At 62.4% G+C, this 22,224-nt stretch carries 22 protein-coding genes; 18 read left to right on the top strand and 4 right to left on the bottom strand.

The annotated features are described in order from the left end of the window. Window positions 1–58 precede the first annotated feature (58 nt). Window positions 59–2,299 carry a DUF2235 domain-containing protein gene (locus ACZ5IL_RS01070; RefSeq protein ID WP_464594635.1) on the top strand — a complete coding sequence of 747 codons (2,241 nt, stop codon included), beginning with the start codon at window positions 59–61 and terminating at the stop codon, window positions 2,297–2,299. A 99-nt stretch (window positions 2,300–2,398) separates the two neighbouring features. Here ACZ5IL_RS01070 and ACZ5IL_RS01065 read toward each other — a convergent pair whose 3' ends face one another. Then, entirely contained in the window at window positions 2,399–3,175 is a 777-nt protein-coding gene (locus ACZ5IL_RS01065; protein ID WP_464594634.1) for an alpha/beta hydrolase, read from the bottom strand. A 202-nt stretch (window positions 3,176–3,377) separates the two neighbouring features. Here ACZ5IL_RS01065 and infC point away from each other — a divergent pair, with 202 nt between their 5' ends. The 6 genes from infC (at window position 3,378) to pheT (ending at window position 9,037) form a co-directional block, all read left to right on the top strand. Further along, on the top strand, window positions 3,378–3,917 hold the full coding sequence (gene infC, locus ACZ5IL_RS01060) for a translation initiation factor IF-3 (protein ID WP_425909852.1): 540 nt from the start codon (window positions 3,378–3,380) through the stop codon (window positions 3,915–3,917). A gap of 407 nt (window positions 3,918–4,324) precedes the next feature. Next, window positions 4,325–4,525, top strand: coding sequence for a 50S ribosomal protein L35 (gene rpmI / locus ACZ5IL_RS01055; RefSeq protein WP_011508684.1), 201 nt, complete (start codon window positions 4,325–4,327; stop codon window positions 4,523–4,525). A gap of 71 nt (window positions 4,526–4,596) precedes the next feature. Continuing rightward, complete coding sequence (gene rplT, locus ACZ5IL_RS01050; RefSeq protein ID WP_079445120.1) at window positions 4,597–4,956, top strand: 50S ribosomal protein L20; 360 nt, start codon at window positions 4,597–4,599, stop codon at window positions 4,954–4,956. A 33-nt stretch (window positions 4,957–4,989) separates the two neighbouring features. Further along, window positions 4,990–5,490: a DinB family protein gene (locus tag ACZ5IL_RS01045; protein WP_464594633.1), complete on the top strand. Its 501-nt coding sequence runs from the start codon at window positions 4,990–4,992 to the stop codon at window positions 5,488–5,490. A gap of 5 nt (window positions 5,491–5,495) precedes the next feature. Beyond that, the gene (gene pheS / locus ACZ5IL_RS01040; RefSeq protein WP_464594632.1) at window positions 5,496–6,602 is read left to right on the top strand and encodes a phenylalanine--tRNA ligase subunit alpha; all 1,107 of its coding nucleotides are present in this window, start codon (window positions 5,496–5,498) and stop codon (window positions 6,600–6,602) included. Then, window positions 6,599–9,037 (top strand): phenylalanine--tRNA ligase subunit beta, encoded by a 2,439-nt coding sequence (gene pheT, locus ACZ5IL_RS01035; RefSeq protein WP_464594631.1) that lies wholly within the window; start codon window positions 6,599–6,601, stop codon window positions 9,035–9,037. The genes pheS and pheT overlap by 4 nt, the downstream gene beginning before the upstream one ends. Before the next feature lie 51 nt (window positions 9,038–9,088). Here the strand turns inward: pheT and ACZ5IL_RS01030 are convergent, their stop codons facing one another. Next, on the bottom strand, window positions 9,089–9,757 hold the full coding sequence (locus ACZ5IL_RS01030) for a Dph6-related ATP pyrophosphatase (protein ID WP_464594630.1): 669 nt from the start codon (window positions 9,755–9,757) through the stop codon (window positions 9,089–9,091). Next, complete coding sequence (locus ACZ5IL_RS01025; protein ID WP_464594629.1) at window positions 9,754–11,190, bottom strand: flavin monoamine oxidase family protein; 1,437 nt, start codon at window positions 11,188–11,190, stop codon at window positions 9,754–9,756. The genes ACZ5IL_RS01030 and ACZ5IL_RS01025 overlap by 4 nt, the downstream gene beginning before the upstream one ends. A gap of 324 nt (window positions 11,191–11,514) precedes the next feature. Here ACZ5IL_RS01025 and ACZ5IL_RS01020 point away from each other — a divergent pair, with 324 nt between their 5' ends. From ACZ5IL_RS01020 to ACZ5IL_RS00970, 11 genes are all read left to right on the top strand, one after another. Then, window positions 11,515–12,468, top strand: coding sequence for a YiiX/YebB-like N1pC/P60 family cysteine hydrolase (locus ACZ5IL_RS01020; RefSeq protein ID WP_464594628.1), 954 nt, complete (start codon window positions 11,515–11,517; stop codon window positions 12,466–12,468). After that, window positions 12,465–12,953 carry a peroxiredoxin family protein gene (locus tag ACZ5IL_RS01015; RefSeq protein ID WP_464594627.1) on the top strand — a complete coding sequence of 163 codons (489 nt, stop codon included), beginning with the start codon at window positions 12,465–12,467 and terminating at the stop codon, window positions 12,951–12,953. The genes ACZ5IL_RS01020 and ACZ5IL_RS01015 overlap by 4 nt, the downstream gene beginning before the upstream one ends. Window positions 12,954–13,184: 231 nt before the next feature. Beyond that, window positions 13,185–13,922: a sulfate transporter family protein gene (locus ACZ5IL_RS01010; RefSeq protein ID WP_464594626.1), complete on the top strand. Its 738-nt coding sequence runs from the start codon at window positions 13,185–13,187 to the stop codon at window positions 13,920–13,922. Window positions 13,923–14,097: 175 nt separating this feature from the next. Next, window positions 14,098–15,075, top strand: coding sequence for a signal peptide peptidase SppA (gene sppA / locus ACZ5IL_RS01005; RefSeq protein WP_464594625.1), 978 nt, complete (start codon window positions 14,098–14,100; stop codon window positions 15,073–15,075). A 166-nt stretch (window positions 15,076–15,241) separates the two neighbouring features. Continuing rightward, window positions 15,242–15,547, top strand: coding sequence for an integration host factor subunit beta (locus tag ACZ5IL_RS01000; RefSeq protein WP_009796612.1), 306 nt, complete (start codon window positions 15,242–15,244; stop codon window positions 15,545–15,547). A gap of 85 nt (window positions 15,548–15,632) precedes the next feature. Continuing rightward, the gene (locus ACZ5IL_RS00995; protein WP_464594624.1) at window positions 15,633–15,980 is read left to right on the top strand and encodes a LapA family protein; all 348 of its coding nucleotides are present in this window, start codon (window positions 15,633–15,635) and stop codon (window positions 15,978–15,980) included. A 172-nt stretch (window positions 15,981–16,152) separates the two neighbouring features. Next, window positions 16,153–16,830 (top strand): phosphoribosylanthranilate isomerase, encoded by a 678-nt coding sequence (locus ACZ5IL_RS00990; RefSeq protein WP_464594623.1) that lies wholly within the window; start codon window positions 16,153–16,155, stop codon window positions 16,828–16,830. A 150-nt stretch (window positions 16,831–16,980) separates the two neighbouring features. Beyond that, window positions 16,981–18,225, top strand: coding sequence for a tryptophan synthase subunit beta (gene trpB, locus ACZ5IL_RS00985; protein ID WP_464594622.1), 1,245 nt, complete (start codon window positions 16,981–16,983; stop codon window positions 18,223–18,225). After that, window positions 18,222–19,052 (top strand): tryptophan synthase subunit alpha, encoded by an 831-nt coding sequence (gene trpA, locus ACZ5IL_RS00980; protein ID WP_079445108.1) that lies wholly within the window; start codon window positions 18,222–18,224, stop codon window positions 19,050–19,052. The genes trpB and trpA overlap by 4 nt, the downstream gene beginning before the upstream one ends. A gap of 339 nt (window positions 19,053–19,391) precedes the next feature. Next, window positions 19,392–20,351, top strand: coding sequence for an acetyl-CoA carboxylase, carboxyltransferase subunit beta (accD, locus tag ACZ5IL_RS00975; RefSeq protein ID WP_464594620.1), 960 nt, complete (start codon window positions 19,392–19,394; stop codon window positions 20,349–20,351). Continuing rightward, window positions 20,348–21,676: a bifunctional folylpolyglutamate synthase/dihydrofolate synthase gene (locus ACZ5IL_RS00970; protein WP_464594619.1), complete on the top strand. Its 1,329-nt coding sequence runs from the start codon at window positions 20,348–20,350 to the stop codon at window positions 21,674–21,676. The genes accD and ACZ5IL_RS00970 overlap by 4 nt, the downstream gene beginning before the upstream one ends. 163 nt (window positions 21,677–21,839) lie before the next feature. On the opposite strand, the gene trxA is transcribed toward ACZ5IL_RS00970, so the two are convergent. Continuing rightward, window positions 21,840–22,160, bottom strand: coding sequence for a thioredoxin (trxA, locus tag ACZ5IL_RS00965; protein ID WP_011313390.1), 321 nt, complete (start codon window positions 22,158–22,160; stop codon window positions 21,840–21,842). Window positions 22,161–22,224: the final 64 nt, after the last annotated feature.

Raw genomic sequence — 22,224 nt, 5'->3', positions numbered from 1 at the left:
TCGTTGGCTTTCGAGAGAAGGCGGATCAACGTCGGGCGACATCGTTCCGGGAGTTGGCATGGGCCGGAAAATCGTTCTGCTCTCTGATGGCACCGGAAATTCCGCGGCGAAGGTCTGGCGCACCAACGTCTGGCGCACATTCGAAGGGCTTGATCTTTCCGGATCGGATCAGGTGGCGTTCTACGATGACGGCGTCGGCACGTCGTCGTTCAAGCCGCTCGCCGTGCTCGGCGGCGCGTTCGGCTTCGGGCTGAAACGCAACGTTATCGATATCTACAAGTTCGCCTGCCGCAACTGGCTTGACGAGAGTGACCAGATATTCGGCTTTGGCTTTAGCCGGGGCGCCTTCACCATTCGCGTGGTGATGGGGCTGATCCTTAATCAAGGACTGATTGCCGCCGCCACCGAGGAAGAACTGGATCGCAAGGCGCGCGCAGCCTATCGCGCCTATCGCCGCGAACGCTATCATACGGTCTGGCGCATCGAGCATCTGTTCAGGGCTTTGCGCGATTTAGTTTGGCGCGACGATTACAACAAGGCGGACAATCGCGTGATCCAGCGTATCCGCTTCGTTGGCGTGTGGGATACTGTCACCGCCTACGGGTTGCCGATCGACGAGATGACGCGAGGCGTCAGCCGCTTCATCTGGCCACTGCAATTGCCCGACCACAAGCTCGATCTGACGCGGGTGATGCGGGCCTGCCAGGCGCTGTCGATCGACGAGGAGCGAACCACTTTCCATCCCGAATTGTGGGATGAGAGCGGAGCACAGTCCGCCCGGCTTCGCGGGGATGGTGAGCGCTATCTTGCCGACGAGCAGGTGAGTCAGGTCTGGTTTCCTGGCGTTCATTCCAACGTCGGCGGCGGCTATCCGGACGATTCACTGGCTTATATCTCACTGGTCTGGATGCTGCGGGAAGCGCAGGCCTGCGGTTTGCGCTTCAAGTCGGATCAGGGGGCACCGCCAGCCGATCCCGACACCTTCAAGCATGCCGTCGCAATGTGCGACAAGGATGGCCGGCTCTATGATCCGCGCAAGGGTCTCGGCGGCTACTATCGTTACGGGCCGCGCAAGATTGAGCTTCTCTCCAACTACGCCTACACGAAACGGGACGTAGTGTCGGTGGCGAGACCGAAGATTCACGAGAGCGCTTTGTGCCGAATCGCAAGCCGCGCCCACGCCTATGCGCCGGTGGGGCTTCCCGCGGTCTACGATATCGCGACTTACGATGGGCGAATCATCACGCCCGATGCGTTCGGGCTTGAAACCTCGGATGAGGCAGCGAAACGCGCCGAAACGCAAGAACATGTCTGGAACCAGGTGTGGAAGCGCCGCATCGTCTATTTCCTTACTGTTGGCGTTTCGCTTTGGCTCGCGCTCTACCCGCTGTTGCGCAAGCTGCCTGCCAAGGACGAGTATCTCAGCCCGGTCCGCTGGATCTCGGACATCATCCACCTGGTCGGCGGCTTCCTGCCCGGATTCGCGCAGACCTGGATCGACGGCTACGCCCGCAGCCCGGTGCAGTTCTCACTCCTGCTCGCCGCCGTGATTGTGCTGATCGCCTGGAGCGCACGACTCGCGGCTGGCATCTCGGATACGATGGGCGCGATCTGGCGGCGCGCCCCGTGTGCGCCCACCAAGGGACCGACAAACTGGATTTATCGGCTGCGCACCAGCCGCATCTACGTCGCTTTTCACGACTGGCTGAAGCGGCGCGGCGCGCCGGCATTCTTTGCGCTTCTTTTTGTCTATCTCGGCGTCACATTGACGAGCCACCTTCTTTACAACGTTCAGGACATTGCAGGCTTCACCTGCCGCGAAAACCCCCAAGCGAAAGCGCTAACTCGCGGCGAGGAGACCAGTGTGACCTTCGCCACATCCGGCCTGTGCAACAACACCGGGATTTTCGTCCAGGGCAATGGCGCGCGCTATGCGGTCAAGGTGGAGACCACCGAGCCGTTCCGGGACGGCGGCATTCGGTCCCCGCTCGGCGGATTCTACTCGACCGATGCGCCGAACTGGTATCAGCAGCTGGCGCTGGTGCTCGGCGTTCCCTTGCGCCGCGAACTGACGCGGCCGTGGTTTCGCCTGGTGTTGCGCTACGGCGCGGTTGGCGGCGAGGAGGTGTTTCTCGATCCCGATCCGGAAGACGGCACCATCGAGGCCGTGATCCGGCCGACGCGCAGCGGCGAGTTGCTTGTGTTCGTCAACGATGCGGTGCTTGGCATTCCCGGATTCTACGACGCATTCTATCGCAACAATGAAGGCTCCGCCAAACTCACAGTTAAGCGCAGATAAAGCGGCCTTCCGGTTGCTCGAGCCGGTTAGCCCGCCGAGGAACGTTTCGAGATGAGGAGGATGCTCGCCACGGCCGGGCATGATCGGCCATCCGCTGATTCAGAAGAACTCCGCCACCGCCGCCAAAATGCGCGCGATGTCCTGTGGACGCGACAGCCGGTGGTCGCCGTCCTGAATCATGGTCAGCACCACGTCATCGCTTGGTAACCGTTCGGTCAGCGTTAAGGCGTGACGCCACGGCACGTCGAGATCCTGCGCGCCCTGCAGGATGCGTACCGGGCAGCCGGTCGAGATGCTGCGGTCAAGCAGCAGATGGTTGCGTCCCTCCTCGATCAGTTCGCGCGTGATCGGATAGGGGTCGCCGTAGTCGGATGGCCGTAGCCAGACGCCATCAGTTTCGATGGCATGTCTGGCCTCCGGCGAAAAGGTCTTCCACATCAACTCTTCGGTAAAATCCGGCGCCGGTGCGATCAGCACGAGGCCGGTGAGCGTGGCGCGAGAGGATGCCCGTCGCGCGATCTTGCGCGCGAGCAGAAGCGCCATCCAGCCACCCATCGATGAACCGATCACCACCTGCGGTCCCTCGCAAAAAGCGTCGAACACCGCGAGGCTTTCCTCGAGCCAGCGTCCTATGGTGCCATCGGTGAACTCGCCGCCGCTAGTCCCATGACCGGAGTAGTCGAAACGCACGCACGCCAAACCGCGGTCGGCCGCCCACGAATCGAGCGCCAGCGCCTTGGTGCCCGCCATGTCGGATTTGAAGCCGCCGAGCCAGAACAGGCCCGGGGAGTCCCCGCGCCGCGCCTGCACTGCGATCCGGCGCACGGCGTCGCCGCCGCCGACCTCAATAAATTGCGCTGCCGTCTCGCTCGTCATGGCGTCCGTCCGTTTGCGTATTTCCGGCAGTGCCGTTCCCCCATTTGAATGCCTGCTCGATGCGGAACAAGTAGCGGGTCGTCCGGCGTGACCAAAATACCTCGCGTTCGATGGTTTTGCCCCGCGTTAAATTCCCCCGCTTGCCCGCAGCCGCTTATTCCTTCAGAGTAGGCGCTTCTTTCACAACATTGGAGAGCCACCCATTCGCCGTCCCAGTAGAGCGCCAATGCCCGTCGCGAAAGACGGACCGCGCACCAACGATGAAATCCGCAATGCCCAGGTTCAATTGATCGATCAGGACGGCACCAACCAAGGTACCGTGGAAACGATCGCCGCCATCAAGATGGCCATGGATGCCGGTATGGATCTGGTCGAGATTGCCCCGAACAGCAGTCCTCCCGTCTGCAAGATCATGGACTACGGGAAATACAAGTTTCAGGCCCAGAAGAAAGCCGCCGAAGCCCGCAAGAAGCAGAAGGTCGTCGAGATCAAGGAGATCAAGCTCCGTCCGATGATCGACGATCACGACTACGACGTGAAAATGAAGGCGATGCAGCGGTTCTTCGAGGAGGGCGACAAGGTCAAGATCACCCTGCGCTATCGCGGCCGTGAGATGGCTCACCAGGAGATTGGCACCAAGCTGCTCGACAAGGTGAAGGCCGACGTCGCCGCCTACGCCAAGGTCGAGCAGGACGCCAAGTTCGAGGGCCGTCAGGTCGTCATGGTGCTGGCACCGCGCTGAGGCTGCGTTCATCTCTTTAAGAGTTCGAACAAAAATTGGCTCGCTAGACATCTGGCGGGCCAGTTTCGACGAGCCTCTGTAAGACCCAACCCGCAAGCGGAGAGGGAGCGCGCCGTGTCTGTTCCAGGCGACTTGCCTCCAGCGATTTTTTAAGCGGGGCACGTCTCTCCCGGAAAGCCCCTTCGGCGGGGAATAGCGATCGTTCTTTCCGTAAATCGTTGCCAATCCGGCCATCCTCTGCCATAAGCCCGATCTTCGCCGCCCGGCTGATTCAAGGGCTGCCGTGGCGACGACCATGCCGGCGATGTCATTTCAGATATGGTCGAGCATTTTCAACGCTCTAGCGAGCATTTCGCCGCAAAAAGCGCCCCTTGGGGCGCATTTTTTCGTGGCAACAGGAGAGCCAAATGCCCAAGTTGAAGACCAAATCGGGCGCTAAAAAGCGCTTCAAGGTGACCGGAACCGGCAAGGTGGTGTCCGCCCACGCCGGTAAGCGACATGGCATGATCAAGCGGACCAAGAAGCAGATTCGTCAGCTTCGCGGTACCCGCATCCTGTTCAAGACCGACGGCGACAACATCAAGAAGTACTTCTTGCCGAACGCCTGACGGCCGACCTGTTGCAATCCCGCCGCGCCGAGCGGCGTCAAATTCACCAGTCACTTCGAAGGAGATCGGTCATGGCTCGCGTCAAGCGCGGTGTGACGGCTCATGCCAAGCACAAGAAAGTCTACAAGATCACCAAGGGTTTTTCCGGCCGCCGGAAGAACACCATTCGCGCCGCGAAGGCCGCCGCCGACAAGGCCGGCCAGTACGCCTTCCGCGACCGCAAGCGCAAGAAGCGCACCTTCCGCGCCCTGTGGATCCAGCGCCTCAACGCCGCCGTCCGGCCGTTCGGCATGACCTACAGCCGCTTCATCGACGGCCTGTCGAAGTCGGGCATCACGGTCGACCGCAAGGTGCTGTCGGATCTCGCCATCAACGAGCCCGCCGCGTTCCAGGCGATCGCCGAGAAGGCCAAGGCCGCGCTCGCGGCCTGAGCCTTCGCGACGGTCGGCCGTCGGGAGCGACGGATGATCGAGATCAGCTATGCCCGGCGGATGGCCCGGTACAACCGCTGGCAGAACGACAATCTTTACACGGTGGCCGACGGGCTGTCGGACGGCGAACGCCGCCGCGATCGCGGCGCGTTCTTCGGCTCGATCCACGGCACGCTCAATCATCTGCTTTGGGCGGACCGCATGTGGATGAGCCGGTTCTCGGACTGGCCGAGGCCCGGTTGCGGGATCGGCGAGTCGCCGACGCTTGTTCCCGACTGGAGCGAACTCAAGCGCGAGCGTCGCGCCGCGGACGCCCGGCTGATCGAGTGGGCCGACGGTCTCGATCCGGATTGGATCAAGGCAGATCTTACCTGGTTCTCCGGCGCGACCGGGAGCAACGTGACCAAGCCGCGCTGGCAGCTCGTGATGCATCTCTTCAATCATCAGACCCATCATCGCGGGCAGGTTCACGCGATGCTGACGCAGGCGGGCGGCAAGCCGCGCGAGACCGACTTGTTCATCATGCCGGAGTAAAAGGGATGGCCGACATCGAGATTCTCGAACAGGAGCTGACCGGCGCTGTCGACAATGCAGGCGACGAGGCCGCGCTGGAGGCGGTGCGCGTCGCGGCGCTCGGCAAGAACGGCGCGGTGACGGCGTTGCTCAAGACGCTTGGCGCGATGTCCCCGGACGAACGCAAGACGCGCGGCGCTGCGATCAACATGCTGAAGGATCGGGTGGCCGCCGCCATCAACGCACGCCGCGAGGTGCTGAAATCCGCCGCGCTCGATGCGCGCCTTGCGTCGGAAACGATCGACGTCACGCTGCCGCTGCGCGAGACGCCCGCGGAAGCCGGCCGCATCCATCCGCTGAGTCAGGTGTGGGACGAGGTCACCACGATCTTCGCCGACATGGGCTTTGCTGTCGCCGAAGGCCCTGATATCGAGACCGACGACTACAATTTCACGCGGCTGAATTTCCCCGAAGGCCATCCGGCGCGGGAGATGCACGACACCTTCTACTTCAATCCGAAGGAGGCAGCCGGCTCGGAGGCCGGAGAAAAGCCTTCGCGCCTCTTGTTGAGAACGCACACCTCGCCGGTGCAGGTGCGCACCATGCTGAGCAAGACACCGCCGATTCGCGTCATCTGCCCTGGCCGCACCTATCGCAGCGACTCGGACCAGACCCACACGCCGATGTTCCATCAGGTCGAGGGGCTGGTGATCGACAAGTCATCGCATCTCGGCCACCTCAAATGGATCCTGCACGAATTCTGCAAAGCATTCTTCGAGGTCGACAACGTCAACATGCGTTTCCGTCCCTCGTTCTTCCCGTTCACAGAGCCATCGCTGGAAGTCGATATCCAGTGCCGCCGCGACAAGAACGAGATTCGCTTCGGCGAAGGCGAGGATTGGCTGGAGATTCTCGGCTGCGGCATGGTGCATCCGAACGTGCTGAAGCTGTGCGGCATCGATCCCGAAGTCTATCAGGGTTTTGCCTGGGGCATGGGGATCGACCGCATCGCCATGCTGAAATACGGCATCGCCGATCTGCGGCAATTGTTCGAAGGCGACGTGCGCTGGCTCACTCACTACGGCTTCAAGCCGCTTGAGATCCCCACGCTCGCGGGGGGATTGTCGTCGTGAAATTCACCCTCTCCTGGCTGAAAGAACATCTCGACACCGACGAGCCGCTAAACAAGCTCGCCGACAAGCTCACCATGATCGGGCTGGAGGTCGAGCACATCGCGGACAAATCGAAGACGTTCGCGCCGTTCACCATCGCGCGCGTGGTCTCCGCCGCGCAGCATCCGAACGCGGATCGTCTCAGGGTCTGCATGGTCGATACCGGCGAGACCAGCGACAAGGGTGAGCCCGCTTATATCCAGGTGGTGTGCGGCGCGCCGAACGCGCGCGATGGGCTCGTCAGCGTGTTCGCGCCGCCTGGTACCCACATTCCGGGAAAGAACATCACGCTCGGCGTCGGCACCATCCGTGGCGTCGAAAGCCGCGGCATGTTGTGCTCGGCGGCCGAGCTTGAAATCTCCGAGGATCACGACGGCATCATCGAATTGCCGGCGGAAGCGCCGGTCGGTGTGGGATATGCGGAATGGGCCGGGCTCGGCGATCCCGTGATCGAGATCAACCTGACGCCGAACCGGCAGGATTGCACGGGCGTGCACGGCATCGCGCGCGATCTGTCCGCTGCCGACATGGGCCGCTTCAAGGACCCGACCATCAAGCCGATCAAGGGCGAATTTCCCTGTCCGGTGAAGGTGACGGTGGAGGATGCCGCGCTGTGTCCGGGTTTCGCGCTGCGCCTTGTGCGCGGGGTGAAGAACGGTCCGTCGCCGGAATGGCTGCAAAAGCGCCTGACCTCGATCGGTCTGCGCCCGATCAACGCGCTGGTCGACATCACCAACTTCATGACCTACGACCGCGGCCGCCCGCTGCACGTGTTTGACGCGAAGAAGGTGCACGGAAATCTCTCGATCCGTCGCGCCCGCGACGGTGAGACGCTGCTGGCGCTCGACGGCCGCACTTACACGCTCGATCCGAATGTCTGCGTCATCGCCGATGACAAGGGCGTCGAATCGCTCGCCGGCATCATGGGCGGCGAGCAATCCGGCTGCGACGAGACCACCACCGACGTGCTGATCGAATCGGCGCTGTGGAGCGAGATCAACATCGCGCAGACCGGCCGCAGGCTCGGCATCAATTCAGACGCGCGCTATCGCTTCGAGCGCGGTGTCGATCCTGCTTTCATGGTGCCCGGGCTTGAGATGGCGACGCGGCTCGTGATCGAGCTTTGCGGCGGCACGCCGTCGGAGAACGTCGTTGCCGGACAGGCGCTGCCCGACGACCGCGTGATCGATTTCCCCTTGAGCGAAATCAAGCGGCTGGCGGCCATCGATGTGCCTCTGGTCGAAGTGCGGCGCATTCTCGGCCATCTCGGTTTCATGGTGGCCGGCAGCGGGCCCGTTGTGAAGGTCGCTATCCCCACCTGGCGCACTGACGTTCAGGGCAAGGCCGACCTCGTCGAGGAGATCGTGCGCATCGTCGGCGTCGACAAAGTGCCGATGACGCCGTTCGATCGGGGTGACGCGCCGCGCAAACCTGTGCTGACGCCGATCCAGTCACGCACCCGACGCGCGCGGCGTGCGCTGGCGGCGCGCGGCATGGTCGAAGCCGTCAACTGGTCGTTCATCGCCAAGCCGCAGGCCGAGCTGTTCGGCGGCGGAAGTAAGGAACTGGCGCTCGCCAACCCAATTGCCTCCGATCTTTCCGACATGAGGCCGAGCCTGCTGCCGAGTCTCGTCTCGATCACGCAGGCCAATGCCGACCGGGGCTTTCCCGACGTCGCGCTGTTCGAGGTCGGACAGATCTTCAAAGGCGACGGTCCGCAGGATCAATTCATGGCCGCCGCCGGGCTTCGCCGCGGCATGGCCTCGTCGGCAGGTCTCGGGCGGCACTGGTCGGGCGCGGCCACCGCGGATGCGCTTGATGTGAAGGCCGATGCGTTCGCCGTGCTGGCTGCCGCCGGTGCGCCGGCACAGGCGTTGCAGATTGTCGCCGGTAGCGAATCGAAAAACTTTCCGGCGTGGCTGCATCCGGGACGATCGGCTGCGATCCAGATCGGACCGCAGAACGTGCTCGGCTATTTCGGCGAACTGCATCCCCGCGTGCTTGAAGCGCTGAAGGCCGATGGTCCGCTACTCGCATTCGAGGTGATTCTCGACCGCATCCCGGAGGCCAAGCAGAAACCGACGCGCGCAAAACCGGTGCTGGAATTGCCGCCGTTCCAGCCTGTGGCGCGCGACTTCGCGTTCATCGTCGATCGCGCTGTGAAAGCGGCCGATATCGTGCGCGCGGCGCAAAACGTGGACAGAAAGCTGATCTCGGGCGTCACGGTGTTCGATATCTATGAAGGCAAGGGCATCGATGCGGACCAGAAATCGGTTGCTATCGCGGTGACGCTGCAGCCGCGTGACAAGACGCTGACCGATCAGGAGATCGACGCGGTGGCGGCGAAAGTTGTTGCCGAAGTCGCGAAAAGAACCGGCGGGAGCTTGCGCGGTTAAAGCGTCTTGATGCGAAGCGGATACCGGTTCGCATCAAGAAAACTGGAACGATTACGCAGGTACAAGATCGCAGTAGGCAAATCCCTCGCGCTCGACAATGTCGCCGCGTACGACCTCGATTCGTTGCGAGAATATCGGCGCGGCAAAAACGAAAGTGTGGAATTCGCCGTTCTCGCCGCACGGATCGATTCCGGCTGGAAGGCCCTTCAGTAGCCTCTCATCGAAGTTGCGGCCGGCAAACGAACGGTCGAGTTTCGCTCGGTCGATCGAGACCAGATGCGCTTCCAGTCCGCTCGCGATCATCTCGCGCGCAAGCGCCGAGGTCGGCCGACGCCACAATGGAAACACCGGCGTGATACCAGTGCCGGCGAGCTTTTGTTCGCGATAGGCGCGGATGTCCGCGAGAAACAAATCGCCGAAGATGACATGCGTGATGCCGGACCGCTTTGCATCCGCCATCGCCCGCGTCATGCGTTCTTCATAGGCATCGTTCGAGCACGGATTGGGAATCGGCACGACGAGCGGCGGCAGTCCTGCGGACGCGAGTTGCGCGTGCAAGAGCTTTTCGCGCACGCCGTGGATCGAGACGCGGCCGAAGCTCTCGTTCACCGTGGTCAGTGCGCCGACGACATCGAACGCGCCCTCGCGGCGAATCTCATGCAGGGCGAAGGCGCTATCTTTGCCTGACGACCATGAAATCAGCGCCCTCGGTCGCGTCATCGGGGCGTTGGAAAGCCGAAGGCGTCGTTTGCGCTTCGCGACGGCGTTCGTCTGTCGTGTAGTGATGGCTTGTGCTTTGACGCTGACGGCTGTGCTGGCTCCTTGCTCGCGCCGATTTTCCGCAGCGCGGCGTCAGCCGCTCGCTCGCCGCTCTCCCATGCGCCGTTGACGGTACCCCACAGCGTCTCGTGCGCGGCTTCACCGGCGAGAAACAGGTTGCCCAGCGGCTCCATCAGGATTCTCCGCGAGGGGTGGCCGCCAGGTTCTGCGGCCGACATCGCCCCGAGCGCATAGGGGTCGGCGTTCCATCTGGTCACGGCGGACTGCTTTACCCCAGCCGCGGCATCGCTACCGAACAACTTTGTTAACCACTCCGTGGCGAAGGCCGTCATCGCGCTTGCTCCTTGCGCCGACAGATCGCGGCCGAAGCTGCCTGCGATATCAATCGTGCACAACGACGATCCGCCCGCGTTCGCCACGAGAAGCGCGGTCTTTCCGTCGCTGCTCTGTTCTATCATCACTTCATTGCGTCCAAGGCCGAGCGGATTGTTGGGCAGCCACAGCGCGATGCGATCGTAGCTGCCGAGCGACAATTTCGCAGCCGCGTCGAGCGAGCGCTTCGGCAAGTCGGGCGTGAAGCGGATGTTGCCTGCGGTCAGCACATTGACGGATACGGTGACGATGACGGCGCGTGCGTCGATACGACCCGCAGGTGTCTCGACTCCAATGGTGCGGCCGGCCCAGGTCACCCGGCTGACAGGCGTCGACAAACTCACCGGTATGGCTTGGCCGAGCGTCGCGAGCAGTACGCCGAGGCCCTGTTTGCAATCGATCGCGGCGTTGCGCTCAGGCGCACTCGCCTGATCGATCACCGAAAGATCTTTCAGATCCTTTCCAGTGGCGCTGGCGCCGAGCACGAAATCGATCGTCTGAGCCCAAACGTCGAGATCGCCGGGCAGCACCGAGGCGCAGGCGACGTCGATCCTCCCGCGCGCGGCCTCGCCGATGGCGCGCCGTGCGCGCACCAGCGCCGCGAGAAACTGCTCGGTTTCGCCGGCACGCGCGTTACGCCGCCCGATGCGGATTTTCTCGCCGAGCGAGGCCGGAAAAAGGTCCGTACCCACGCTTCGCGCTAGCTTGATGATCGGGTTAGTATCGGGCTCAAACAGCCAGCGTGCGCCGCGATCGAACGGCGTTCCGAAAGTCCTGGTATCGGTGTGACAGCGTCCACCGATCCTGTCTGCCGCTTCGACCACAAGCACGGTTCGATTCGCGGCCTGAATCCGTCGCGCCGCTGCGATGCCTGCGGCGCCTGCACCGATCACGATGATCTCGGCATCGCGCGGCAGCGGCGCGGCCGGCGCACGGCCGATGCCCATTCCTGCCACACATGCGGCGGATGTCGACAGGAAATCGCGGCGTGTCATTCTCATAGCATGGTTTCCAAGACTCAAATGCAGGAATGACCGATGTGGTGGTCTAAAAAAAATCGCTTTCCGTTTTGCATGTCCCAAAGCGAACGGTCTGAATCCATGCCACAAGAGAATCGTAGATTTTCAGTGTTCTTTTCGAATCCGACGGTCTGGCAGGCTTCGGATTCGGGACACGGCGAATTTGCCGCATCAATCAGCCTGCGGCAACTGTTCATGGTGAATCGATGGTTATTTCGCGATCGCAGCTATGAACCGAATTGCAACGGGTTTTGGCCATGGTAAGGAGGGAAAACCGGTCAGGTCGAAAGGCGGAGAGAGACTGCCATGGGTTTCGTGCTCGATACGGTCGGAAAATGGATTGCGGCGTACCTCCAGAAGGAGCTGCCGGGGTACGAGCCGTTCACGCCGAGCGATCCGGAGCGCGTGCGCGGCCTCATTCAGGAGGGCGACGTTCTCCTGGTCGAAGGCAATAGCCGTATTTCCGGCATCATCAAGTATCTGACGCAATCGACATGGTCGCATGCCGCGCTTTATGTCGGCCCGATCGACGGCGCCTGTGAGCCCGATGGCGAGTCGCATGTGCTGATCGAGGCCAATGTCGGCGAAGGCGTCATCTCGGCGCCGCTATCGAAATATCTTCCGTATCATACCCGGTTGTGCCGCCCGGTCGGGCTGTCGCACGAGGATCGCGTCACGGTGTGCCGCTACGCCATCAACCGGATCGGCTTCGGCTACGACACCAAGAACATCATTGATCTGATGCGTTACCTGATTCCGCTGCCGGTGCCGCAGCGTTGGCGGCGGCGCATGATCGCGTTCGGGTCCGGCGATCCGACCAAAATTATCTGCTCGGCGTTGATTGCGCAGGCGTTCGGCGCGGTGCGCTATCCGATCCTGCCGAAGATCACCCGCGCCGGCAGTCGCAACGCCCGGCGCGAGATTCTGCATATTCGCGATTCCTCGCTCTATATGCCGCGAGATTTCGACATCTCGCCCTATTTCGAGATCGTCAAGCCCACGATCGTGCGGGGGTTCGATTACCTCTCGCTCCATTGGGCCGACAAGCAGAAGCCGCTCGCGGAAGTGGCGGGTGTTTTGGACCCGATTCAAGTCGGGGCAGGCGCTCCGTCGTTCGCTCCCGCGCCGGTCGAAGAAATGATCGCCGACGAAAGCTCCTCGCCGCGGCCGCGACATCAGTCCTGCGTGCCCGCCGCAACATCCGACGCGGAGAGCGTGCCGAATCCGGTCCTCAAATGGCCTCGCGAGGCAATTCCATGACCGACGCCGACATCACCGCTCCCGAACTTGCCGTCTCGCAATGGTTCAACACGGCCGAGCCCCTGACGCTGGCTGCACTGCGCGGCCGCCCGGTGTTGCTCCATGCTTTCCAGATGCTATGTCCCGGCTGTGTCGCGCATGGCACGCCGCAGACGCAGCGCGCCTATGAGTTGTTTAAAGCGACCGATCTTCAGGTGATCGGTCTGCACACGGTATTCGAACATCATGCTGCAATGACGCCGATTTCGCTTCAGGCTTTTATTCACGAATACCGGCTGACGTTTCCGATCGGCGTCGATGTCGCGGGCGACGGCACCCCGCTGCCCGTCACCATGGGCCGATATGGAATGCAGGGCACGCCGACCAGCATCCTGATCGGCCGTAACGGCCGCATTGTTCATCACGGCTTCGGTCAGCAGAGTGACATGGCGCTTGGCGCCATGGTCGCGGCCGAACTCGCGGGCGCGCAGACCTACGCCACCTAGAGCCTTTCCGCGTTTGAAAGAATCAAAAGCGTGGCTCTACGGTTTTATCTGACGCGTTTTACGGAAAGCCGCTCCACACTTTTCTCATCCCGCTCTTGTGCCCCAGTCCGAAGTTCGCATCTCGCTTGCAGCATTCGCGCTCCTCGACGCGGTCGTCGTCGTTCCGTGCTCTTGCCGGCGCGGATCGCGGTGTTTATCTGAGCGCAGGATTCCTTGGGGAAACGCACCCTCATGATCGGCGCTGCTGTCAACGCCCTTATGCAAATACTGTCGCCGCCGATGCGCGCCATTCTGTGGCGCGCGATAGGGCTTGCGCTTGTGCTGATCGTCGTGGTCTCAGTCGGACTGCAGCGGCTCTTGAGCTGGCTTGCCGGATCGAGCGAACTCTGGGCGGAAACCATGCTGGGGCCGGCCTTCCACACACCGCTCAATATTCTCGCCTGGGTCCTTTCAATTGCCGCAGGCTTAGGCATCGTGTTCGGCGCGGTGTTTCTGATGCCTGCGATCACCTCGCTGGTTGCTGGCGTGTTCGTCGACGACGTCGCGGAGATCGTCGAGCACGAGCATTATCCAGCCGACCGTTCAGGCGCGGCATTGCCGATCGGCCTTGCGATGGCCGAGGGCGTCAAGACAGCACTGCTGACGCTGCTCGTCTATCTGATTGCGTTGCCGTTCGTGTTCGTGGGCGTGGGCGTGATCGTGTTCTTCGTTGCAACGGCGTGGTTGCTCGGCCGGGAATATTTCGAGCTTGCGGCGATGCGGTTCCGTTCACCGGCGGAGGCCAAGGCGATGCGTCGCGATAACGCCTCTACAGTGTTTGTGGCCGGCCTCGTCATCGCAGCTTTCGTGGCGATTCCGATCGTCAATCTGGCTACGCCGCTGTTCGGCATGGCCTTCATGGTCCACCTGCACAAGCGGTTGTCGGGGCCGCGACCTGAGTTAATCACGCCGGACCGGCGCAGCCGCTAGCCGGGAGCCAGGTCAAACGGCCAGGTGAAACGGCGCGGTTTCACGTTCCGGCGCATGATCGGAGCCGGCCATGCTTTCTTCATATTACGCCGCGATTGGTGTAGTTTGACGAGCCCAAATGTCATGCACCGGCGACGGTGTGATCGACCGCAATAGTCGTTGAGGAGAAATGTCGATGTCGATGGAATCCGACGTGATCGTCGATCGCCGCAGGTTGCGCCGCAAGCTTACCTTCTGGCGCGTGGCGTCGGCTTTGATCGTGATCGGCGCTGTCGTCGCAGTCGGCGCTTACGCCACGCCTTGGGGTGGAAAGCTGACCGGCGCCTCCGCGATCCAGCGTGTCAGCATCGACGGTCTGATTCGCAGCGACCAGAAGCGAGTCGAGGCGCTGGAGCGACTCGGAAAGTCGAACGCACCCGCGGTCATCGTCCACATCAACTCGCCGGGCGGCACCACCGCCGGGTCCGAAGAGCTTTACGACGCCCTGACGCGCCTGAAGGCCAAGAAACCGATGGTCGTGGTGGTGGAAGGGCTCGGCGCGTCGGGCGGATATATCGCGGCGCTCGCCTCCGATCACATCGTTGCGCAGCAGACAGCGCTGGTCGGCTCGATTGGCGTGTTGTTTCAGTATCCGAATTTCACCGACCTTCTGAAAACCGTCGGGGTCAAGGTTGAGGAGGTGAAATCGTCGCCGCTGAAAGCGGCCCCGAACGGATTTGAACCGACCAGTCCAGAGGCGCGGGCCGCGATCGATGCCCTGGTGAAGGATTCCTACGCCTGGTTTCGCGGTCTGGTGCAGAACCGGCGCGGCATGGATGATGCGCAGCTCGAGAAAGTCGCCGATGGGCGCGTTTTCACCGGACGGCAGGCGGTAGACCTCAAGTTGGTCGATCAGCTTGGCGACGAAAAGGCTGCTATCGCGTGGCTTGTGGCGGAAAAGAAAGTCGCGCCCGACCTGCCGGTGCGCGATTTCAAGTTGTCGCCGCGTTTGACCGATCTGACGTTTATTCGCACCGCCGCGTCGGTGGCGTTTGACGCGCTGGGATTGAGCGGTATCGCTCGACAGGTTGAGCAGACCGGTATCGTGGGAGCGGCAGATCGCCTTAATCTCAATGGAATGCTGGCATTATGGCAGCCCGCACCGTCGAACTGAGGTCCGAGCCGGTCGTGAGCGGGCATTTTGCGCCACGAGGAACCTCGGATGCTGCGATGCAAGGCATCGCGGCGGGTTTCTCTAACGGCCCGAATCGCATTTAGCGTCTTGACAGTCCTGACCATTTCCAAGGAAATGGGCCTCCCACGCACGGGCCTCAGTCTCGATGATCAAATCCGAACTCGTTCAACGCATCGCCGAACACAACCCGCACCTCTACCAGCGGGATGTGGAGAACATCGTGAACGCGATCCTCGATGAGATTGTCGCCGCTCTTGCGCGGGGTGATCGCGTCGAGTTGCGTGGTTTTGGTGCGTTTTCAGTTAAACATCGTCCTGCCCGCGCGGGCCGTAATCCGCGTACGGGAGAACACGTCCCGGTCGATCAGAAAAGTGTACCGTTTTTCAAGACCGGTAAGGAGATGCGTGAGCGGCTCAATCGCGAGAATGCGACGAGCGAAGCGAGCGCGTAGAAACGTTCAGGGGAGCGGCCCCATCAATCGGCGAGTGAACCCTGTCAGCACGATTGCCGACTGACGCTGCGTCGCGAGAGAGATCATGCGCAAATTCCTCACCGGCTTGATCCTGATTCCGCTTGGTGTCCTTTTCATCGTGTTCGCGTTCGCCAATCGCCACTTGGTGACGGTGACGTTCGATCCCTTCGGTGGAAAAGACCCTGAGACCGGCGTCACGCTGCCGCTGTTCATTCTCATTATCGCGGTTGCGATTTTCGGCGTGGTAGCCGGGAGCGTCGCGACTTGGCTCAGGCAGCGCCGTTGGCGGCATACGTCTCGCCAGTACGAGACGGATGCGCGAGAAGCGCGCGTGGAACTGGCCGATCTGCGATCACGCTACGAGTCGCGTGAGACGTCGCGGTTGCCGGACTTAACCCGGCGGACCGGATAGCGCCCTTTTGGATCGATTCGATCCAAATCATTGTGATTGGCCTCCGGCCGCAAGGAAAAGAACGTTCAAATGGCGTTCTCGCCCGGGCGAGACAAGCCGCTTGCGACGTTGTAGAACTCCCATCGCGCTTGATAGCGGCGATCGGCCGGCTTGCGCCGGATCATTCGAGACCATGCCCCTGATCGTCAAGATATGCGGCCTGTCCACCATTGAGACGCTTGACGCTGCTTTGCAAGCCGGCGCCGATATGGTGGGCTTCGTATTCTTTCCACCGTCGCCGCGGCATCTTGAGCTTCAGCGCGCGCGCGAGCTCAGCCCGCAGGTGCGAGGCCGGGCGGGCAAGGTGGCCCTGACCGTCGACGCCGACGATGCGACGTTGAGTGGAATCATCGAGGCCATGCGGCCGGATCTGCTGCAACTGCATGGCAAGGAAACCGTTGCCCGTATCCGCGAGATCAAGCGGCTGTTCGGCCTGCCCGTGATGAAGGCGATCGGCGTTGAAACCGCCGCCGATCTTGCAGAGCTGCCGGGCTATGCCGCCGTCGCCGACCGCCTGCTGTTCGATGCGCGTCCGCCAAAGGACGCGACCCGGCCGGGCGGACTCGGCATGCCCTTCGACTGGCGCCTTCTGGAACATCTGTCCCTCGAAGTGCCATTCATGCTGTCGGGAGGTCTGGCCGCAGGCAATATTCACGATGCGGTGTGCATCACCCGCGCTGGCGGGGTCGATGTCTCGTCAGGCGTGGAAAGCTCGCCGGGGGTCAAGGATGCTGGAATGATCGGAGATTTCATTCGTGCCGCGCGAGCGGCGGAAACCAGTTTGCGCGAAGTGACCTCGCATGTGGAGTAGTCCCGGAGCACTACGGCAGCCGTCATGCTCGCGCAGAGCAGTCGTAGATTGCGTAAATTTGTCTGCGCCGCGGGCATCAACCTCTATCGAGATTCACAGCAAGCAAGACGTGGATGGCCGGAATAAATCCGGCCATGACGAAGGGTGAAAATGAATTCCCTCCCCAACTCCTTCCGGTCCGGCCCCGACGAACGCGGGCACTTCGGCATATTCGGCGGTCGCTTTGTGGCGGAAACGCTGATGCCGTTGATCCTCGATCTTGAGCAGGCCTATGCCGATGCCAGGGTCGACGCCTCGTTCCAGCGCGACATGGCGCGCTATCGCAAGGACTACATCGGCCGGCCGTCGCCCTTGTATTTCGCCGAGCGTCTCACCGAGCATCTTCGGGAGATTGCCGCGGCCTCGGGTCGCTCAGGCGGCGCGAAAGTCTACCTGAAGCGCGAGGAGCTGAACCACACAGGTTCGCACAAGGTCAATAACGTGCTCGGCCAGATTCTGGTGGCGCGGCGCATGGGCAAGAAGCGCATCATCGCCGAGACCGGAGCCGGACAGCACGGCGTTGCCACCGCAACGCTATGCGCGCGCTTCGGCCTCGACTGCGTGGTCTATATGGGTGCGGTGGATGTGGCGCGGCAGGAGCCAAACGTCATCCGCATGGAAATGCTTGGCGCCAAAGTGGTGCCGGTGCAGTCCGGCACCCGCACGCTGAAGGATGCGCTGAACGAGGCGCTGCGCGACTGGGTGACCAACGTGCACGACACCTTCTATTGCATCGGCACGGTGGCGGGGCCGCATCCTTATCCGATGATGGTGCGCGACTTCCAGTCGATCATCGGCGACGAAACCCGCCAGCAGATGCAGGAGGCCGAGGGCCGTTTGCCGGATTCGCTGGTCGCCTGCATCGGCGGCGGCTCCAACGCGATGGGGTTATTCCATCCTTTCCTCGACGAATCCTCGGTGGAGATTTTCGGCGTCGAGGCCGCGGGCCACGGCCTCGATAAGCTGCATGCGGCTTCGCTCACAGGTGGACGGCCGGGCGTGCTGCACGGCAACCGCACCTATCTCTTGATGAATGACGACGGCCAGATTCAGGACGCGCATTCCATTTCCGCGGGGCTGGATTATCCCGGCATCGGTCCGGAGCATTCGTGGCTGCACGAGACCGGTCGCGTCACGTATCTCTCCGCGACCGACGAGGAGGCCCTGGCGGCGTTTCAGCTGCTCACGCGGCTGGAGGGCATCATCCCGGCGCTGGAATCGTCGCATGCGATCGCGCGGGTCATCGAACTCGCACCCGAGCGACCGAAGGATCATCTGATGGTGGTCAACCTCTCGGGCCGCGGCGACAAGGACGTGCCGCAGGTCGGCGACATTCTGAAGGGCAGGAAGAAGTGACCACCCGTATCGACACGCGCTTTGCTGAGTTGCGGAAGCAGGACCGCTCGGCCTTCGTCACCTTTTTGATGGCGGGCGATCCCGACCCCGTGACCTCGCTCGCTATCATCAAGGCGCTGCCCAAGGCCGGCGCGGATATCATCGAAATCGGAATGCCCTTCACCGATCCGATGGCGGATGGTCGGGTCATCCAGGCCGCGGGCCTGCGGGCGCTGAAGGCGGGCATGACGCTGACCAAGACCCTCCAGATGATCCGCGATTTCCGGAAAGACGACGATTCGACGCCGATCGTGCTGATGGGTTACTACAATCCTATCTACATCTACGGCGTCGAGAAATTTCTTGACGATGCGAAGGCAGCCGGCATCGACGGTCTGATCGTCGTCGATCTGCCGCCGGAGGAAGACTCCGAATTGTGCATCCCGGCGATGAAAGCCGGGTTGAATTTCATTCGCCTCGCAACGCCAACGACTGATGACAAGCGGTTGCCGGCGGTGCTCGCGAATACGTCCGGCTTCGTGTACTACGTCTCGATCACCGGGATCACCGGCAGCGCGGCGGCGAATTCGGCGGCAGTCGGCGAGGCGGTCGGGCGCATCAAGCGCCATACGAGCCTGCCGGTCTGCGTCGGCTTCGGCATTCGCACCCCGGATGCGGCGCGTGGTATCGCCGAACGCTCCGACGGCGCGGTGGTCGGCTCGGCGCTGGTGGATGTGCTCAGCGGCAGCCTTGACGCCGAAGGCAAGGCGACGGCCGAAACGGTCAACGCGGTCGCCGGTCTCGCGGCGTCGCTGGCCGAGGGCGTACGGTCCGCCAAAAGCGGTTGAGGAAAGGTGTGTAGGGATTTTCGGCGCCATCCCTCTATCAGAATTGGGACGGAAGGCCCGAAAATACCGGTTTCAACACTCCCTTGCGGAAGAGGGACCCAAGCCGCATCTATGCGCGAGAAGGCCGAGAGGGGTCGCTCCTTCGCGTTATTTAAGCTATAGCGTTTTCGAGCGACGTGGATACCGGTTCGTGTAAAGAAAGCGTGTCAAAACAACAATCTAGAGCTTCTGATTCAATCAGAGCGAAATGCTCTAGAAAACTCCGGCGGAGCGCCCCTTTGCCTTGCGCCGGCCGCTACCGCACCGGGGGTATTGCTGCTCGCTTATGGAGCGTCTTCGATGAATTGGTTGACTAACGTCGTCCGGCCGAAAATCCGCAATATCCTCAAGCGGGAAACGCCGGATAATCTCTGGATCAAGTGTCCCGACACCGGGCAGCTCGTGTTCTACAAGGACGTCGAGAGCAACCAGTTCGTCATCCCCGGATCGAACTATCACATGCGCATGAGCGCGGATGCGCGGCTGAGCTCGATCTTCGATAACGAGACTTGGTACGATGTGGCGTTGCCGGAGGTGCCTGCAGATCCGCTGAAATTCCGCGACGAGCGCAAGTATGTCGACCGCATCAAGGACGCCCGCGCCAAGACCGGGCTCCATGATTCCGTGAAGGTCGGGTTCGGCAAGCTGGAAGGCGCCGCCGTCGTGGTCGCGGTGCAGGACTTCGATTTCATGGGCGGCTCGCTCGGCATGGCGGCGGGCGAGGCGATCGTGCGAGGTCTCGAACTTGCGGTCGAAAAACAATGCCCCTTCATCGTGTTCGCGGCTTCGGGCGGCGCGCGGATGCAGGAAGGCGTGCTGTCATTGATGCAGCTGCCCCGCACCACGGTCGCGGTACAGATGCTGCGCGAGGCATGCCAGCCCTATATCGTGGTGCTGACGAATCCGACCACCGGCGGCGTCACGGCCTCCTATGCGATGCTCGGGGACGTTCAGATCGCGGAGCCCGGCGCGCTGATCGGCTTCGCCGGAGCCCGGGTCATCGAGCAGACCATCCGCGAGAAACTGCCGGAGGGTTTTCAGCGTGCCGAATATTTGCGCGACCACGGCATGATCGACATGGTGGTGCATCGTCACGAGTTGCGGCCGACGCTGGCGCGGCTGTGCCGGCTGTTGACCAAGGCGCCGGAAACGATCGAGGCGGCGCCAGAACCAGCTTCTCCTGTCGAGCCGGATGAGCCGGCCGAACCGGCTGCCGTTCCGGAGACTCCGCCGGCGACGCCAGCCGCACCTCCGGCGTGAGCGCCGTTCCGCCCCGCCAAACGCCGCTCGACGACGTTGTTGCGGGGATCTCGAAGCTGCATCCGAAAAAGATCGATCTCACGCTCGGTCGGATGTGGCGCATCCTCGACCGGCTCTGTCATCCCGAACGCAAGCTGCCGCCGGTCATTCATGTCGCCGGCACCAACGGCAAGGGTTCGACCATTGCCTACCTGCGCGCGATTCTCGAGGCTGCAGGTTTGCGCGTGCACGTCTTTACCTCGCCTTACCTGGTGCGGATCAACGAATGCGTGCGGTTGGCCGGAACGCTGGTCGCCGATGACCCATTGCGTGACGCGCTGCTTGAATGCGAGCGCGCTAATGGCGGCGATCCGCTTACTCTTTTCGAGATGAAAACGGCGGCGGCCTTTCTGCTGTTTGCGAAAAATCCCGCCGACGTGCTGCTGCTTGAGGTCGGCCTCGGTGGCCGGCTCGATAGCACCAACGTCGTCGAAACGCCGCTGGCGAGCGTTATCACGCCGGTCGGCATCGATCATGTTGAGTTTCTCGGCGGAACGCTGATGCAGATTGCCGGCGAGAAAGCCGGCATCATCAAGCGTGGCGTGCCGGTGATCTCCGCCGAACAATTGCTGGAGGCGCAGGCTGTGATCGAGCAGCGGGCGAAGCAGATGCGCAGCCCGCTGCACGCCGCCGGCCAGGACTGGCACGTCCACGTGGAACACGGGCGACTGGTCTATCAGGACGAACGCGGTCTGCTCGACCTTGCCGCCCCTCGGCTGTTCGGCCGGCATCAATTCGACAATGCGGGCCTTGCGATCGCGACGCTGCGGGCGCAGGACCGGTTCAGCATCGAGACAACGGCGTTCGAGCGCGGCGTTACCGGCGCGGAATGGCCGGCGCGGATGCAGCGGCTGACATCCGGTCGGATCGTGGATCAGGCGCCACGCGACGCCGAGCTTTGGCTCGACGGCGGCCACAACGCCGATGGCGGGCGGGTCGCGGCGGCGGCACTCGGCGATCTTGAGGAGCGGCTGTCGCGTCCGCTGGTGGTGATAACAGGCATGATGGGCAACAAGGACGCGCGGGGCTTTCTCGCCAACTTCGCCGGCCTGACGCGCCATGTCATTGCCGTGCCGATTCCGAACATGGAGAACGCGATGTCTCCGGAGGTCCTGGCGGAAGCGGTGCGCGCGCTCGACATGCGCGCCGAAACCGCGGCGAGCGTTGGGGCCGCGCTGCAATCGGTTGCGCGTCTCGCCTACGAAATTCCGCCGCGCATTCTGATCGCCGGATCGCTGTATCTCGCCGGCCACGTGCTGGCGGAGAACGGCACGCCGCCCATCTGACTCCCTGTCCCCTCTCGCAAGGGAAAGGAAAAAGCGCGACACCTGCTATAGCGTTTTCGAGCGAAGTGGAATCCGGTTCGCGGGAAGAAAACGCGTCAAACTCCAGACGCAAACAAAACGGCCGGCGCTGAGCCGGCCGTTTGTGGGATTCGGTGCGAAAAGATCAGACCGTGGCGGTGATCCACTGCTCCAGTTTTTGCTTCGGTGCGGCGCCGACCTGACGCGAGGCCAGCTCGCCGTCCTTGAAGATCATCAGCGTTGGAATCGACATCACGCCGTATTTCGAGGCCGTCCTCGGGCTCTCGTCGACGTTCAGCTTCACGATCTTGACCTTGCTGCCCATTGCGCTGGAGATTTCGTCCAGCACCGGGCCGATCATGCGGCAAGGGCCGCACCACTCCGCCCAGAAATCCACCACGACCGGGCCAGTCGCCTTGAGCACTTCCGCTTCGAAATTGGCGTCCGAAACCTTGCCAACAGCCATGGAATACCTCGTTGTGTCGATGAGATCGTGCGCTACGAACGAATGCACGTGAACTGCGGATCAA

This window comes from Nitrobacter sp. CN101, assembly GCF_055390255.1.
The sequence above is the reverse complement of the archived record's forward strand: the minus strand, read 5'-3'. Positions and strand labels throughout refer to the sequence as shown.

What these genes read in the sequence shown, in the direction of transcription:
- ACZ5IL_RS01065 (WP_464594634.1), bottom strand. Translation starts at nt 3,175, where the DNA reads ATGACGAGCGAGACGGCAGCGCAATTTATTGAGGTCGGCGGCGGCGAC.
- ACZ5IL_RS01045 (WP_464594633.1), top strand. Translation starts at nt 4,990, where the DNA reads ATGATCGAGATCAGCTATGCCCGGCGGATGGCCCGGTACAACCGCTGG.
- sppA (WP_464594625.1), top strand. Translation starts at nt 14,098, where the DNA reads ATGTCGATGGAATCCGACGTGATCGTCGATCGCCGCAGGTTGCGCCGC.
- pheS (WP_464594632.1), top strand. Translation starts at nt 5,496, where the DNA reads ATGGCCGACATCGAGATTCTCGAACAGGAGCTGACCGGCGCTGTCGAC.
- rpmI (WP_011508684.1), top strand. Translation starts at nt 4,325, where the DNA reads ATGCCCAAGTTGAAGACCAAATCGGGCGCTAAAAAGCGCTTCAAGGTG.
- rplT (WP_079445120.1), top strand. Translation starts at nt 4,597, where the DNA reads ATGGCTCGCGTCAAGCGCGGTGTGACGGCTCATGCCAAGCACAAGAAA.
- ACZ5IL_RS01020 (WP_464594628.1), top strand. Translation starts at nt 11,515, where the DNA reads ATGGGTTTCGTGCTCGATACGGTCGGAAAATGGATTGCGGCGTACCTC.
- ACZ5IL_RS01025 (WP_464594629.1), bottom strand. Translation starts at nt 11,190, where the DNA reads ATGAGAATGACACGCCGCGATTTCCTGTCGACATCCGCCGCATGTGTG.
- ACZ5IL_RS01030 (WP_464594630.1), bottom strand. Translation starts at nt 9,757, where the DNA reads ATGACGCGACCGAGGGCGCTGATTTCATGGTCGTCAGGCAAAGATAGC.
- ACZ5IL_RS00995 (WP_464594624.1), top strand. Translation starts at nt 15,633, where the DNA reads ATGCGCAAATTCCTCACCGGCTTGATCCTGATTCCGCTTGGTGTCCTT.
- ACZ5IL_RS01015 (WP_464594627.1), top strand. Translation starts at nt 12,465, where the DNA reads ATGACCGACGCCGACATCACCGCTCCCGAACTTGCCGTCTCGCAATGG.
- ACZ5IL_RS01010 (WP_464594626.1), top strand. Translation starts at nt 13,185, where the DNA reads ATGATCGGCGCTGCTGTCAACGCCCTTATGCAAATACTGTCGCCGCCG.
- accD (WP_464594620.1), top strand. Translation starts at nt 19,392, where the DNA reads ATGAATTGGTTGACTAACGTCGTCCGGCCGAAAATCCGCAATATCCTC.
- ACZ5IL_RS01000 (WP_009796612.1), top strand. Translation starts at nt 15,242, where the DNA reads ATGATCAAATCCGAACTCGTTCAACGCATCGCCGAACACAACCCGCAC.
- trxA (WP_011313390.1), bottom strand. Translation starts at nt 22,160, where the DNA reads ATGGCTGTTGGCAAGGTTTCGGACGCCAATTTCGAAGCGGAAGTGCTC.
- ACZ5IL_RS01070 (WP_464594635.1), top strand. Translation starts at nt 59, where the DNA reads ATGGGCCGGAAAATCGTTCTGCTCTCTGATGGCACCGGAAATTCCGCG.
- trpB (WP_464594622.1), top strand. Translation starts at nt 16,981, where the DNA reads ATGAATTCCCTCCCCAACTCCTTCCGGTCCGGCCCCGACGAACGCGGG.
- ACZ5IL_RS00990 (WP_464594623.1), top strand. Translation starts at nt 16,153, where the DNA reads ATGCCCCTGATCGTCAAGATATGCGGCCTGTCCACCATTGAGACGCTT.